Origin of the sequence: Motiliproteus coralliicola, assembly GCF_003345655.1 — a bacterium.
Taxonomy (GTDB): domain Bacteria; phylum Pseudomonadota; class Gammaproteobacteria; order Pseudomonadales; family Balneatricaceae; genus Motiliproteus; species Motiliproteus coralliicola.
Genome location: NZ_QQOH01000003.1, coordinates 356,994 through 370,263 on the forward strand (window position 1 = coordinate 356,994; position 13,270 = coordinate 370,263).

The window sequence follows — 13,270 nt, forward strand, 5'->3', positions numbered from 1 at the left end:
TCGAGCCAAATTGTCACTCCGGGGTGGGTATACTCTAGCTTTGTTTACAATAACGAAAGCCACCATGGAATGGACCCTCAGCCACTTCGCCATCGCCACAATCAGCGTCGCCAGCGGCGCCCTGCTGCAGGCGGCAACCGGCTTGGGCGCCGGTTTGATCGTGGTGCCGCTATTGGCGATGCTGAGTTTGAGCCTGGTGCCCGGACCGATGATATTCGCCAGTCTGGCATTGTCGACCACCATGGCGATCGCCGGTCGGCAGCAGATCGATTTCGAAGGATTCAAGCCGCTGCTGGGTGGATTGTTGCTGGGGACGGTAGTCGCCGCTGCTACGGTGGCCAAGCTGCCGTTGGAGAAACTGGGGCTGCTGTTCGGGGTGATGATCCTGCTGGCGGTAGGGCTGAGCTTGCGCCAACCCCGCTTTAACTTCAGCGTCGGCGGTTGTTTCGGTGCGGGACTGCTGTCCGGGGTGATGGGGACCGCCGCCGGTATCGGCGCGCCGGTGCTGGCGTTGCTGTATCAGCACCATAGCGGTCCGACCCTAAGAGCCACGCTGGCGCTACTGTACTGCCTGTCGTCGCTGATGATGCTGGCGCTGCTTCACTGGGCCGGACGCTTCGGCCAGGCCGAGTTGATCTCGGGCCTGACTCTGGTGCCGGGCTTTGTGATCGGCTATCTGATCTCACCGCGGCTGGCCGGTTTTATCGATCAGGGTTACGCCCGCCCGGCGGTACTGATCCTATCCAGCGTCAGCGCGCTGCTGCTGATCGGTCGCAGCCTGTTTTAGGCGTCTCGTTTAAGCCCTCAAGCACTATCGAGACAGTGTCTTGATACCCTGCTCCATCCCTTCCAGCGTCAGCGGATACATCCGCCCTTCGAACTGCTTGCGGATCATGCCGATCGACTGGGTGTAGTTCCAGTACTGCTCGGCCATCGGATTCAGCCAGATGCACTTATCCCAGGTATCGAGTACCCGCTGCAGCCAGACCTGGCCCGGCTCTTCGTTCCAATGCTCGACACTACCGTGGGCGTAGGCGATCTCGTAGGGTGACATCGACGCATCGCCGATAAAGATCACCCGGTAATCGGGGCCGTAGGTGTGCAGCAGATCGTAGGTCGGAATCGACTCACTCTGACGGCGGACGTTGTTCTTCCATACTTTCTCGTAGAGGCAGTTGTGGAAGTAGAAATACTCCAGATGCTTGAATTCGGTTCGGGCCGCCGAGAACAACTGCTCGCATTGACGGATGTACGGATCCATCGAGCCGCCCACATCAAAGAACAGCAGTACCTTCACCGCGTTGTGACGCTCGGGCACCATCTTCAGGTCGAGGTAGCCGGCGTTGTTGGCGGTGGAACGGATGGTATCGTCCAGATCCAGCTCTTCGGCCGCACCGGTGCGGGCGAACTTGCGCAGTTTGCGCAGCGCCACCTTGATGTTGCGGGTCCCCAGTTCGACGCTATCGTCCAGATCCCGGAACTGGCGCTTCTCCCACACCTTGACCGCACGTTTGTTGCGACTCTCACCCCCGATGCGAATACCTTCGGGGTTGTAGCCGCTGTGACCGAACGGTGAGGTGCCACCGGTACCGATCCACTTGTTACCACCGGCATGACGCTTCTGTTGCTCTTCGAGGCGCTGCTTGAGGGTTTCCATCAGCTTGTCGAAACCACCCAACGACTCGATCTTGGCCTTCTCCTCGTCCGACAACTGCTTCAGAAAGTCAGCCCGCAACCAGTCTTCCGGAATCAGCGCCTCCACCAAACCTTCGCCTTCCAGCTCGGTCAGGTTGCTGAAATAGGCCCCGAAGGCGCGGTCAAAACGGTCGAAGTATTTCTCATCCTTGACCAGGCAGGTACGGGACAACAGGTAGAACTCTTCCAGGTCGGCAAAGGCGAAGCCGGCTTCGATCGCTTCGAGCAGCGACAGCAGTTCTTTCAGGGTGGCCGGCACCCGCGCCTTGCGCAGCTCGCCGAAAAAGTCGATCAGCATAAGACTGTTCCAGACTATTTAGCGGGATTCACGGCGAGCCATAAACGCCAGCCGTTCCAGCATATGCACATCCTGCTCGTTCTTCAGCAGAGCGCCGTACAGCGGCGGAATCGCCTTGGTGGGATCGCGGTCGGCCAGCACTTCCGGCGGAATATTGTCGGCCATCAGCAACTTGAGCCAGTCGATCAGCTCCGACGTGGACGGTTTCTTCTTCAGGCCGTTGACCTCGCGAACCTGAAAGAACACCTCCAGCGCCTGCTGCACCAGTCGGGCTTCGATCTGCGGGAAGTGGACCTCGACAATCTGCTCCATGGTCTGCTTATCGGGGAACTGGATGTAGTGGAAGAAGCAGCGGCGCAGGAAGGCGTCCGGCAGCTCCTTCTCGTTGTTGGAGGTGATGATGATGATAGGGCGCTGCTTGGCCTGGATCCGCTCGCCGGTCTCGTAAACGAAGAACTCCATCTTATCGAGTTCAACCAGCAGGTCGTTGGGGAATTCGATATCGGCTTTATCGATCTCATCGATCAGCAGCACCACCTGCTCATCAGATCCGAACGCCTCCCACAGCATCCCCTTCTTGATGTAGTTGGCGATATCGTGAACCCGGTCGTCCCCCAGCTGCGAGTCTCTCAATCTCGACACCGCATCGTACTCATACAGGCCCTGCTGCGCCTTAGTGGTGGATTTGATATGCCAGCGCAACAACGGCTTACCCAGCGCTGCAGCAATCTCTTCGGCCAGCATCGTCTTACCGGTTCCCGGCTCACCTTTAACCAGCAGCGGACGCTGCAGGGTAATCGCGGCGTTAACCGCCATTCGCAGGTCATCGGTGGCGACGTATTGGTCGGTGCCTTCAAAGCGCATAACAGAGCTCCCCACTCGGGTTTAATACTGGAAAACCCGTAGTCTAACAGAAGTTTTTAACTGAGGCTGGTTTCTGATGCTGTTCTGAATTACTGCGAAGATTGATAGATCCCGTTGCGCCTTGCCGGGCGCCTTCATTTCTTTTGCCCGTGCAAAAGAAACAGAAGCAAAGAAAAAACGCCCCACTTGCTTGGTCGGCGTTGCCGACTTCATTGCGCGCTTCACCTGTCAATGGCCGCGATTTTAACTCGCTCGCTTCGCTCTCTCAGACATAAATCGCTCTTCTCCATTACCAGTCTGCAGTGCTCACCGGCGCAAAAGGGGGGAGTTGGAGTTTATTCTGAAACAAAAATGTGGAGCTGAAAGATCGATAGATCGGCTGGCACGGACTCAACCGCCCTTGACGCAGCCGAGCACTGGTTTGAAAAACGGGTCAGCGACGATGGCTGTCTGAGGCCGGAGGCCGAGTTTCCATCGGAGCCCGTTTTGTAATCCAGCGCGCAGGGTAGCCCGAAGGGCCAAGTCATCGGGCTAGGCGTTTTCTTGCTTCGTTCTTTGCCGCTATGAGCAAAGAATGAAGGCGCTCGGGAGAGCGCAATAAGAACTATCAGTAAACTGAGATATTGAGCAGGAAAAAAACGGCAGAGCACTCAAACCCGAGCAACTCTGCCGTCAACGAGCAAACCCCGATTAAGACTTGATCGAAGCCCCCGGTAACAAATCCTTAATCGACCCAATCGACCCCAGCAGCGAGCTGGCTTCATAGGGCAGGAACACCCGCTCACCGTCTTTGGCGATTTCGGGCAGGGTCTTCATGTATTCCAGCGCGATCAGGTAGCTGAGGATCTGCTCCTCTTTCACCGTGGTACCGGTCGCTTCCATGATTGTCCGGATCGCCTGGCGCTGACCTTCGGCGCGCAGGATCGCGGCCTGTTTTTCACCTTCGGCGACATTGATCTGAGCTTCCTTTTCCCCCTGGGCAGCGGTCACGGTAGCGCGGCGTTCACGTTCAGCGCTCATCTGCTTGCGCATCGCCTGCTCCACCTCTTCCGGAACGATGATGTTCTGGACTTCTACCCGATTGATCTTGGTGCCCCATTTATTACCGGCTTCGTCCAGCGTCACGGTCAGCGCATTGTTGATCTCGGCGCGGCTCTCCAGCAGCTTGTCGAGCTCCATCTCACCAACCTTGGAACGCAGCGAAGTCTGGGTCAGGGTCTCGATCGCCTGGATCAGGTTCTCGACCGCCAGCACCGCATCCTTGGGCGTGATGATCTGGAAGTACAACGCCGCATCAACCAGCACCGTGACGTTATCCTTGGTGATCACCGGAATCTTCGGGAAGTCGGCCACGATTTCACGACGATCGATCCGGGTGGACAGGGCCGTCACCGGAATCTGCACACCGTCCAGGGTCTGGTAGCGGCGCATCTGGATCGCTCGAGGCTGATCGATAAACGGAATCAGCAGGTGCAATCCCTGCTCCAGGGTACGCGAGTACTCACCCAGGCGTTCGATCACCATCGCCTCACTCTGTTGCACGATGACCAGGCCCTTGACCAGGAAGATGATGATCGCCAAGGCAAATACGGCGATCAGAATAGTAACCGGAGTTATTTCAATCATGATTATGGCTCCTTGCCGGCATCGTCGGACTCGGATGAGTCCGAATTGAGTGGACACACCATCGCGGTGATACCACTGAAATGTTGCAGTTCAACCCGTTGGCCCACCTTGAGTTCACGCCCGTCGGACGATTCGGCGGGGAAGAAATCCCCCTTGATCTTGACCCCGATCCGCCCCTGTTGCTCCAACAGCGTACAGAGTTGACCACCGCTACCGCTCTCTCCCACCAGGCTGATCTTGTCATCACCGCCCTTGCGGGACTGAAACCAGCGCACAAATAACGGCGTTAGCAGGATCGCCATCAGGGCAGTTGCCGCGATCTGTACCGTCAATGATGCTCCGACCAGATCCGCAACTGCACCGGCAATACAGGACACCCCCAAGGCCAAGGCCACAAACGCCAACCCCAGCATCTCCATCGCCGCCAGTACCATGCCGGCCAGCAACCACAGGTGCCAGGCTTCTATTTCCCAACCCATCCTTGTGTCACTCCTTCTTCAATACCGGAAGCGGCTCCGCTCCGGTCCATTTGGCAATTAACGCATTGAACTTTAAAGTAGTTGTACTTCAAGGTATATCCCCTGGGCCTGTTTACAGCCCCCTGCCAACGGAATTTTCGATGCACGCCGACACCCGCCTACAGGTCCATCCCGACGCCATCTGTCCTGAGCTACCCGAGGGTGATCTGTGGGTGTTCGCCTACGGCTCGCTGCTGTGGCGACCCGGGTTCGACTTTACCGACCGGCTGCCGGCCCGGCTTTACGGTTACCACCGTTCGCTGTGCGTCTGGTCCCACACCCATCGTGGTACCGTTGAGAATCCCGGCATGGTGTTGGGGCTGGATCGGGGCGGCTCCTGCCGCGGCTGCGCTTATCGGGTCGATCCACAACAGAAGCAAGAGATCGCCGATTACCTGTTTGCCCGTGAAATGCCGACGCCTCTGTATCACGCCCGCTTTCATCCGCTGCAGCTGGAGAGCCCCTATCAAGGCCAATCGACCGTCATGGGTCTGACCTTTGTGGTCGATCGCGACAGTCCCCAGTACGCCGGTCGCCAGAGTCCGACCGAATGCGCCCGCCATGTCCGCGATGCGGTCGGCATCAGCGGTTCCAGCCGCGATTACCTACTCAACACCATCGAGCACCTGGACCAGTTGGGGCTGCACGACCCGCACCTGAGCGAAATCGCCGACAAGCTGTAGTTCAACACCAACAAACTAGAATTACCCTATTCGGGGTATGGAGGCCGACCCTGAGCAGGGCCTATTCTGAATGGGTGGCTGTCACTCCGAGATAGCCACATTCGTTGTAGTAACGACGGCTCTTTGGTCGCCCCTGGGGGGGTGAGCACAAGAACATAACGGCTCCCGTACCGTTATGACTCTTTCTACCGCTGCCTTCGGGCAGCGGTTTTTTTTTGCTTCGAAGCCTTTCAGCCTCTCAATAGAGGGGCTTCGATCAATTAAGGGAATAACGATCGATAATCGCGCGGAGCGAGCCATCCTGCTTCATGCTTTTCAAGGCCGAATCGATTGCCGCCTTGTCACTGGGTTGAAGCGATTCAAAGCCCAGTAAGAAGTGGACCTCGCCGCTGTATAGGCTCAGCGGATGGATCGCAAACCGTGAAATCTTGCAGCAGCTTCTGGCCGAGTGAATCATGCTGATCGGATCGCCGAGCATCATATGGATACGCCTGCGCTCCAACATCTTCACCCGCTGTACATTGCTGTGGGTGATCAACAGCTGCTGTTGAAAGCGCTCATCTTTCACCAGCTCGGCGTATTCGGGACCATACCAGCCTTGTCCAGCACTGATGAGGATATCGGTACCGATAATGGACTTCAGTCTATCGAGCGGGTACTCCTGCGCCTCACCCTTGCGGATCATCAAGCGGATCTCTTCCTGCCGATAGGCTTCGGTGAACCAGCCCAGCAGCTTTCTCTCCTCGGTAACCGACGCGCCTCGGAGCATGTCCACCGCGCCATTCTTCAGTTCGATAAAGGCCCGTTTTGAAGATACCTGCCTGAATTGATAGTCACAGCCCGCCCGCTTCATCATCTCGGCGATGATTTCGGCATCAAGACCGACCACGGTTCCATCGGTCTGGGTGTAGGTGTAGGGAATCCAGTCGTCATAGGCCACCAGTATCGTCTTCGAGCAGGCGGCCCCGGCAAAGCGGGAAAGTCCGAATAGCAGCACGGTCAGTAGGATCAGGCGGATTCCGAACTGGGTTGATTTCAACTGATGAAATCCTGGTTGTTGGGTCACAGTCTGTCGTTCCAAGGCTTATAGAAGCCGTTGATAAGGTTCCGGTCGATAAGTCGGCCGACGGTTCAAGTCCATTACATGGGGTGAAGCACCGTCGCTTCCGGCGGACGGGCGTGTTTGAGCAATAGCTCCTTAAACAGCGATAGGATCCGGTTTTGCAGATTCTGCGGACGGATCATCAACTGGTAGGTATTGGTGTAGCCGAACTGACGGGTCAGCAGCGGGTGCAGATCCGCTTGCCAGGGTTGCTGTCTGGCCAGGTGTTCGGGCAGGTAGCCGATAAATTTCCCCGACAGGATCAACGCCAGGCGTGACTCCTGATGCACCGCTGAGGCCTGGGTGCGCCAGTGCTCCATCGCCGGATCAAACTGGTGCCCGGCCCGCATCCTAAAGGATTCGATGAAGCTGCAATCATTGAGTCGCTCCAAGGTCTGGCGGTTATCCGGGGCACCGAACAGCTCGTGGCCACGGGCGCAGTACAGCGCCATTCGCTCATCAAACAACCGCTCACAACGCAGCTGCGGTTGCGGGTACAGCAACATCGCAATCCCGGCATGCATACTGCCATCGGCAATCGCCGGTGGAATCGATTCGGCCGCCAAGGTATGCAGGTGCAGCTTGACGCCCGGTGCCACCTCGTTGAACTCACGCAGGGTGTCGACCAAACCGCTGTTCTGGATATAGATCACCTGCTCGGCCACGGCGATATGCAGATCCCCCAGCAGCTGATGGTGGGTCTGGTTGATCCGGTTGCGGAACTGTTCCAGCGCCTCGATCAACTCCTGGGTTGCCTCATACACCACCCGCCCCTGCTCGGTAACGCTGAAGCCCGCCCGCCCCCGGGTACAGAGGCGCATATCGAGGCGTTTCTCCAGATCGCTCATGTAATTGGAGATGGTCGAGGTAGCGACATTGAGCTCGGTTTCGGCGGCTGAGAAACCGCCTGCATCCACGACCGCTTTGAAAATCCGCAGCAGTTTCAGATCGATATCGGCCAGCTGACGTGACAGCGGGGTTTTTTGGCGTCCCATATAAATACCACCAAGACTTCTTAGTTTTGATTATGCAAAAGTAAAGATAGCAATAATTATATTTTTCCCAAAAGTGTTTCTGCTTTTAATGGCTCCATAGACACGTACAGCCCCGCGTGGGGGCGCTTTGCACTCAAAAAGCGGATCCCATCAGGGTACACCAACAAAAATCGAGTCTGGCGAACGCATTGCCGACCAATGACATGAGGACATCCACGATGACCATCCAACTCAACGATATGAGCCTGATCAAAACTCGCCCCTACGTTAACGGCGAGTGGATCAAGGGCGTAGGCACACTGGATGTGACCAACCCGGCTACCGGCAAGCTGATCACCAGCATCGAAGTGGCGGGTGCTGCCGAGACCGAGCAAGCGATCGAAGCTGCCGACAAAGCGATGCAGAGCTGGAAAGCACTGCCGGCCAAGGCTCGCGCCGATGTACTGCGCGCCTGGTACAACCTGATCATGGCCAACCTGGAAGACCTGGCGATCATCATGACCGCCGAGCAGGGCAAGGTACTGGCCGAGTCCCGTGGTGAAGTTGCCTACGCCGCTTCCTTTATCGAGTGGTTTGCCGAAGAAGGCCGTCGCCTCTACGGCGACGTTATCGCCCTGCCGCAGACCGACCGTCGCGGTATCGTGGTCAAGCAACCGGTTGGTGTGGTCGGTGCGATCACCCCGTGGAACTTCCCGAGCGCGATGATCACCCGTAAGGCGGGCCCGGCACTGGCCGTTGGCTGCTCCATCGTTATCAAGCCGGCTTCTGAAACCCCGCTGTCTGCCCTGGCACTGGCCGAACTGGCCGACCGTGCCGGTCTGCCTGCCGGTCTGCTGAACGTGGTTCCGGGTTCTTCCCGCGAAATCGGCGCCGTTATCACCGGCAGCCCGACCGTTCGCAAGTTCACTTTCACCGGCTCCACTCCGGTCGGCAAGCTGCTGATGAAGCAATGCGCCGAAACCGTGAAGAAGGTTTCCATGGAGCTGGGCGGCAACGCACCGGTCATCGTGTTTGACGATGCCGACCTGGATAAAGCCGTTGCCGGCGCTGCCGCTTCCAAGTACCGCAACTCCGGCCAGACCTGCATCTGCGTCAACCGGATGCTGGTTCAGGAAGGTATCTACGACAAGTTCGTCGCCAAGCTGGCCGAGACCGTCGGCAACTACAAGCTGGGTGATGGCCTGGAAGAGAGCAACACCCACGGCCCTCAGGTTACCGCCAAGGCCGCTCAGGACATCGACAGCATCGTTCAGGACACCGTCGCCCAAGGCGCCAACCTGCTGTGCGGTGGTAAGTTCAGCGAGCAAGGCCCGACCTTCTACGAGCCGACCATCCTGACCGATGTCGACAGCTCCATGCGCGCCTACCGTGAAGAGATCTTCGGCCCGGTCGCTCCGATCGTGAAATTCAAGACCGAAGAGGAAGCGATCGCGATGGCCAACGACACCGAGTTTGGTCTGGCTGCCTACATCTACACCCGCGACATCGGCCGCAGCTGGCGTGTGTCCGAAGGTGTTGACTACGGCATGGTCGGCGTTAACGAAGTGGCCATCACCTCCGACGTCATCCCGTTCGGCGGCATGAAGGAGTCCGGTGTGGGTCGTGAAGGTTCCAAGTACGGCATCGAAGACTACATCGAAACCAAGTACATCTGCATGGGCGCTCTGGATCAGTAAGCGACCCGTGACATCAGTGCGCGACGGCCCAGGTCGTCGCGCCGTGCATATAACAACTGTCCGTTGAGACAGAGGATCATAAAGAGGATTACTGATGACTACTAACGCAGAACTGCAGGCGCGCAAAGAGAACGCAATCGCCCGCGGCCAGGGCACCCTGGCTCCGGTTTACGTCGAGCGTGCCGAAAATGCTGAGCTCTGGGACGTCGAAGGCAAGCGCTACATCGACTTCGGTAGCGGCATTGCGGTCGGTAACACCGGTCACGTTCACCCGAAGGTGACCGCGGCTGTACAGGAGCAGATTCAGAAGTTCAGCCACACCTGTGTGATGGTGACTCCTTACGAAGTAGCCGTTGAGCTGGCCGAAAAGCTGAACGAGCTGGCCCCTGGCGACACCCCGAAGAAAACCACCTTTGTCACCACCGGTGCCGAAGCGGTTGAGAACTGTGTCAAGATCGCCCGCGCCCACACCGGTCGTCGCGGCGTGATCGCTTTCAACGGTGGCTTCCACGGCCGTACCAACCTGGCGATGGCGCTGACCGGCAAGATCACCCCGTACAAGAACCTGTTCGGTCCGTTCCCCGGTGATGTGTTCCACGCGCCCTTCCCGGCCGAAGCCCTGGGTGTTTCCGTTAAGGACTCCCTGAAAGGCCTAGAGACCCTGTTCAAAGTGGATATCGCACCGACCGACGTGGCTGCGATCATCGTTGAGCCGGTTCAGGGTGAAGGTGGTTTCTACCCGGCCCCGAACGAGTTCCTGCAGGCGCTGCGCAAGCTGTGTGACGAGCACGGCATCATGCTGATCATCGACGAAATCCAGTCCGGCTTCGCCCGTACCGGTAAGTTCTTCGCCGCCGAGCACGCTGGTGTTGAAGCAGACCTGATGACCTCCGCCAAGGGTATCGCCGGCGGTTTCCCGATCGCCGCCGTGATCGGTAAAGCCGAAGTCATGGACGCGCCGCTTCCCGGCGGTCTGGGTGGCACCTACGGTGGTTCCCCGATCGGTTGTGCCGCTGCACTGGCCGTTATCGATGTGATCAAGGAAGAGAACCTAGTCGAGCGTGCCAACCACATCGGCGCCCTGTTCAAGGAGCGTCTGGTGGCAATGCAGCGCGACCACGCCGATGTGATCGGTGAAATTCGTGCCGACCGTGGCGCCATGATCGCGATGGAGCTGGTCAAAGAGGGCGACAACGAGCAGCCCAACGCCGAGCTGCCCGGCAAGCTAGTTGCCAAGGCTCACGAAAAAGGCCTGGTCCTGCTGTCCTGCGGCTACCGCGGCAACGTAATCCGCTTCCTGCCGGCCCTGACCATCAGCGACGAGCTGATCAACGAAGGTCTGGATATCCTGGCCGAGTGTCTGGCTGAGCTGGCCTGATCAAGCTGGATAGTTTAGGCCGCGCTCTCTAACAGGCCTGAACAAATCCTTCTAAAGAAAGGGTGAGCCTCTGGCTCGCCCTTTTTTGTGCTGCTTTTCCTACTCTTTAGCCCACCCTCGGGCTGGCAGATTGGTCCGATCCGTGTAACATCAGCCCGTGTAAATCAGCGGCCTCTTAGCCATCCGCTCCCCAGCATCAGCCACCCGCGTTCAAGCCCGGCCCACAACGCGTTACCGAGTTCGTCATGTCTGCTTTTCTCCTTTCGCAAATTCTTGCCGGGTTGGTAATCCTGGTCGATGCCACCGCCTTGCAGATGCGAAAACGCAGTCACCTGCAGCTCTGTCTCTGTCTGGCCTCATCGCTGCTGGCGATCCATTTCTTTCTGCTCGATAAGCAGACCGCCGGCTGGATGATGGTCCTGGCCGCGGTGCGCTTCTTTATCACCATCCACTGGCAGTCGAAGTGGCTGGCCGCGCTGTTCGTCGTCGTATCGCTGACGACGACCGCCTACACCTTCGCCGGTTATCTGAGCCTGCTCAGCGGTGCCGGTAATCTGCTCTCAACCCTGGGCAGCTTCTGCAAGACCGACCGGGCCCTGCGGCTGATGCTGATCAGTGCGTCCTGCTGCTGGATCGTGCACAACACCCTGGCCTTCACCCCGCTGGGCATTTTGGTCGAGGGGATTTTCCTCAGCAGCGGCCTGATTGGCTTCTACCGCTACCACCTGCGTCCTAAACCCAAACCCTGTGATGCCCCTTAGCCCTAGCCGATAAAGATGTTCATTTGAGTTATAGCTATCTGGTCCGTTGGAGCTTTTGATAGCCGATAAGCCCCCTAACCTGCCCGGATAAACGGAATGAAATCCAGTCTCGCTCAATTGAAGACCACGAACAGCCTCAGCATCTCTGGCCAAGGGTAACCCGATGTCTCCCTTGCAACCCTTTACAACGCTCAGCCGCTGTCGCCTAGAAGGAGCTAACCATGACTGACACCTATGACTACCTGATCGTCGGGGGCGGCATCGTTGGACTTTCGACCGCCTGGCAACTGCAGCAGCGCTGCCCCGACAAGCGCATTGTACTGCTGGAAAAAGAGGACCAGTTCGCTCAGCACCAGACCGGCCATAACAGTGGAGTGATCCATGCCGGCGTCTATTATGCGCCGGGCAGCCTGAAGGCCGAGTTCTGCCGCGAAGGTGTGAATAAGACCATCCGCTTCTGCGAAGAGCACGGCATCAACTACGACCAGTGCGGCAAACTGCTGGTGGCCACCAACGCGGTCGAACACGAGCGCATGCTGGCGCTGTACGAGCGCTGCCATCAGAACCAGTTGGATGTCGAATTGCTGGAGGCGGATGAACTTAAGACCCGCGAGCCCAACATCCAGGGGGTCGGCGCCATTCTGGTGAAGACCACCGGGATCGTCGACTACCGTCAGGTCTGCAACAAGATGGCAGAGCGTTTCCGCGAGCTGGGTGGCAGCACTCAGCTCAATACCCGAGTCACCGGACTCAAAGAGACTCCGGATAGCATTCAGATCCAGACCAATCAGGGCACCCTGGCGTGCCGCTTTCTGATCTGCTGCTCCGGTCTGATGGCCGACCGCATGACCCGCATGCTGGGCATCCCCACGGACTTCCAGATCGTGCCGTTCCGCGGCGAGTACTACCGCCTGCCGCCCGAGAAGAACCAGATCGTCAAACACCTGATCTATCCGATCCCGGATCCGGAACTGCCCTTCCTGGGTGTTCACCTGACCCGGATGATCGATGGCTCCGTCACCGTCGGCCCGAACGCGGTACAGGGCTGGAAACGCGAAGGCTACGGCAAGATCAACATCAGCCTGCGGGATATCTGGGATATGGTTCGTTTCCCCGGCTTCTGGCGGGTGCTCAAGGAACACCTGGGCACCGGCCTGGTCGAGACCAAAAATTCCTGGTGGAAACCGGGCTACCTAAAGCTGGTGCAGAAATACTGCCCGTCGGTTCAACTCAGTGATCTGCAGCCCTACCCGGCAGGCATTCGGGCCCAGGCGGTACTGAACGATGGCACCCTGGTGCATGACTTCCTATTTGCCGAAAGCCCGCGCTCGCTGCATGTCTGCAACGCGCCGTCACCGGCGGCAACTTCAGCAATTCCGATCGGCAACCATATCGTCGAACGGATTCTGGCAGGGCAAGGAACCAACAAGTCATGATTCGCCCCCTGGTGACAGTCCCCCGACCGCTGTATCGGCTAGCGCTGATCCAGTTACTGTCGCACCCCCCTGGGCTGCGCGCAGAAGAAACCTCCAACCTACTGCAGCAGCTTTCTGCGCGCCTGCAACAGCGGGAGCTGTTGGTGATCTGCGCCAACGTCGATGGCGGCGCCTATCCCGGCACCTTCTAGGTCGGAGGCAAAAAAAAGGCGTACCGCCAACGCAGTACGCCCGATCG

At 58.3% G+C, this 13,270-nt stretch carries 14 protein-coding genes; 7 read left to right on the top strand and 7 right to left on the bottom strand.

The features are described from left to right. Positions 1-64 precede the first annotated feature (64 nt). Complete coding sequence (locus tag DV711_RS12470) at positions 65-787, top strand: sulfite exporter TauE/SafE family protein (protein WP_114696036.1); 723 nt, start codon at positions 65-67, stop codon at positions 785-787. A 24-nt stretch (positions 788-811) separates the two neighbouring features. Here the strand turns inward: DV711_RS12470 and DV711_RS12475 are convergent, their stop codons facing one another. The 5 genes from DV711_RS12475 to DV711_RS12490 all read right to left on the bottom strand — a co-directional run bounded on the left by DV711_RS12475 (position 812) and on the right by DV711_RS12490 (position 4,962). Next, complete coding sequence (locus tag DV711_RS12475) at positions 812-1,993, bottom strand: vWA domain-containing protein (protein WP_114696037.1); 1,182 nt, start codon at positions 1,991-1,993, stop codon at positions 812-814. A gap of 18 nt (positions 1,994-2,011) precedes the next feature. Beyond that, positions 2,012-2,857 (bottom strand): AAA family ATPase, encoded by an 846-nt coding sequence (locus DV711_RS12480; RefSeq protein ID WP_114696038.1) that lies wholly within the window; start codon positions 2,855-2,857, stop codon positions 2,012-2,014. A gap of 21 nt (positions 2,858-2,878) precedes the next feature. Continuing rightward, a complete protein-coding gene (locus tag DV711_RS19375; protein WP_133297457.1) occupies positions 2,879-3,070 on the bottom strand; it encodes a hypothetical protein in 192 nt (63 codons plus the stop codon). A gap of 477 nt (positions 3,071-3,547) precedes the next feature. Then, complete coding sequence (locus DV711_RS12485; RefSeq protein ID WP_207802629.1) at positions 3,548-4,483, bottom strand: SPFH domain-containing protein; 936 nt, start codon at positions 4,481-4,483, stop codon at positions 3,548-3,550. Positions 4,484-4,485: 2 nt separating this feature from the next. Then, positions 4,486-4,962, bottom strand: coding sequence for an NfeD family protein (locus DV711_RS12490; protein ID WP_114696039.1), 477 nt, complete (start codon positions 4,960-4,962; stop codon positions 4,486-4,488). Between the two features lie 140 nt (positions 4,963-5,102). Here DV711_RS12490 and DV711_RS12495 point away from each other — a divergent pair, with 140 nt between their 5' ends. Then, the gene (locus DV711_RS12495) at positions 5,103-5,684 is read left to right on the top strand and encodes a gamma-glutamylcyclotransferase (RefSeq protein WP_114696040.1); all 582 of its coding nucleotides are present in this window, start codon (positions 5,103-5,105) and stop codon (positions 5,682-5,684) included. Positions 5,685-5,940: 256 nt separating this feature from the next. Here DV711_RS12495 and DV711_RS12500 read toward each other — a convergent pair whose 3' ends face one another. Together DV711_RS12500 and DV711_RS12505 are read right to left on the bottom strand one after the other, a co-directional pair. After that, positions 5,941-6,723 (bottom strand): substrate-binding periplasmic protein, encoded by a 783-nt coding sequence (locus DV711_RS12500; RefSeq protein ID WP_165840106.1) that lies wholly within the window; start codon positions 6,721-6,723, stop codon positions 5,941-5,943. A gap of 101 nt (positions 6,724-6,824) precedes the next feature. After that, positions 6,825-7,781: a LysR family transcriptional regulator gene (locus tag DV711_RS12505; protein WP_114696042.1), complete on the bottom strand. Its 957-nt coding sequence runs from the start codon at positions 7,779-7,781 to the stop codon at positions 6,825-6,827. Between the two features lie 218 nt (positions 7,782-7,999). On the opposite strand from DV711_RS12505, the gene DV711_RS12510 reads away from it, so the two are divergent. From DV711_RS12510 to DV711_RS12530, 5 genes are all read left to right on the top strand, one after another. Next, positions 8,000-9,457, top strand: a complete 1,458-nt coding sequence (locus tag DV711_RS12510) for an NAD-dependent succinate-semialdehyde dehydrogenase (protein ID WP_114696043.1) — start codon at positions 8,000-8,002, stop codon at positions 9,455-9,457. Between the two features lie 94 nt (positions 9,458-9,551). Beyond that, positions 9,552-10,835 (top strand): 4-aminobutyrate--2-oxoglutarate transaminase, encoded by a 1,284-nt coding sequence (gene gabT / locus DV711_RS12515; RefSeq protein WP_114696044.1) that lies wholly within the window; start codon positions 9,552-9,554, stop codon positions 10,833-10,835. A 245-nt stretch (positions 10,836-11,080) separates the two neighbouring features. Beyond that, entirely contained in the window at positions 11,081-11,596 is a 516-nt protein-coding gene (locus DV711_RS12520) for a YgjV family protein (protein ID WP_114696045.1), read from the top strand. 221 nt (positions 11,597-11,817) lie between these two features. Beyond that, positions 11,818-13,032 (top strand): L-2-hydroxyglutarate oxidase, encoded by a 1,215-nt coding sequence (lhgO, locus tag DV711_RS12525; protein WP_114696046.1) that lies wholly within the window; start codon positions 11,818-11,820, stop codon positions 13,030-13,032. Then, positions 13,029-13,223 carry a hypothetical protein gene (locus tag DV711_RS12530; protein ID WP_114696047.1) on the top strand — a complete coding sequence of 65 codons (195 nt, stop codon included), beginning with the start codon at positions 13,029-13,031 and terminating at the stop codon, positions 13,221-13,223. The genes lhgO and DV711_RS12530 overlap by 4 nt, the downstream gene beginning before the upstream one ends. The last annotated feature ends 47 nt before the right edge of the window (positions 13,224-13,270 follow it).

Coding starts and splice junctions, on each gene's coding strand:
- DV711_RS12495 (WP_114696040.1), top strand. CDS start 5,103: ATGCACGCCGACACCCGCCTACAGGTCCATCCCGACGCCATCTGTCCT.
- DV711_RS12470 (WP_114696036.1), top strand. CDS start 65: ATGGAATGGACCCTCAGCCACTTCGCCATCGCCACAATCAGCGTCGCC.
- lhgO (WP_114696046.1), top strand. CDS start 11,818: ATGACTGACACCTATGACTACCTGATCGTCGGGGGCGGCATCGTTGGA.
- DV711_RS19375 (WP_133297457.1), bottom strand. CDS start 3,070: ATGAAGTCGGCAACGCCGACCAAGCAAGTGGGGCGTTTTTTCTTTGCT.
- gabT (WP_114696044.1), top strand. CDS start 9,552: ATGACTACTAACGCAGAACTGCAGGCGCGCAAAGAGAACGCAATCGCC.
- DV711_RS12505 (WP_114696042.1), bottom strand. CDS start 7,781: ATGGGACGCCAAAAAACCCCGCTGTCACGTCAGCTGGCCGATATCGAT.
- DV711_RS12490 (WP_114696039.1), bottom strand. CDS start 4,962: ATGGGTTGGGAAATAGAAGCCTGGCACCTGTGGTTGCTGGCCGGCATG.
- DV711_RS12485 (WP_207802629.1), bottom strand. CDS start 4,483: ATGATTGAAATAACTCCGGTTACTATTCTGATCGCCGTATTTGCCTTG.
- DV711_RS12530 (WP_114696047.1), top strand. CDS start 13,029: ATGATTCGCCCCCTGGTGACAGTCCCCCGACCGCTGTATCGGCTAGCG.
- DV711_RS12520 (WP_114696045.1), top strand. CDS start 11,081: ATGTCTGCTTTTCTCCTTTCGCAAATTCTTGCCGGGTTGGTAATCCTG.
- DV711_RS12510 (WP_114696043.1), top strand. CDS start 8,000: ATGACCATCCAACTCAACGATATGAGCCTGATCAAAACTCGCCCCTAC.
- DV711_RS12475 (WP_114696037.1), bottom strand. CDS start 1,993: ATGCTGATCGACTTTTTCGGCGAGCTGCGCAAGGCGCGGGTGCCGGCC.
- DV711_RS12480 (WP_114696038.1), bottom strand. CDS start 2,857: ATGCGCTTTGAAGGCACCGACCAATACGTCGCCACCGATGACCTGCGA.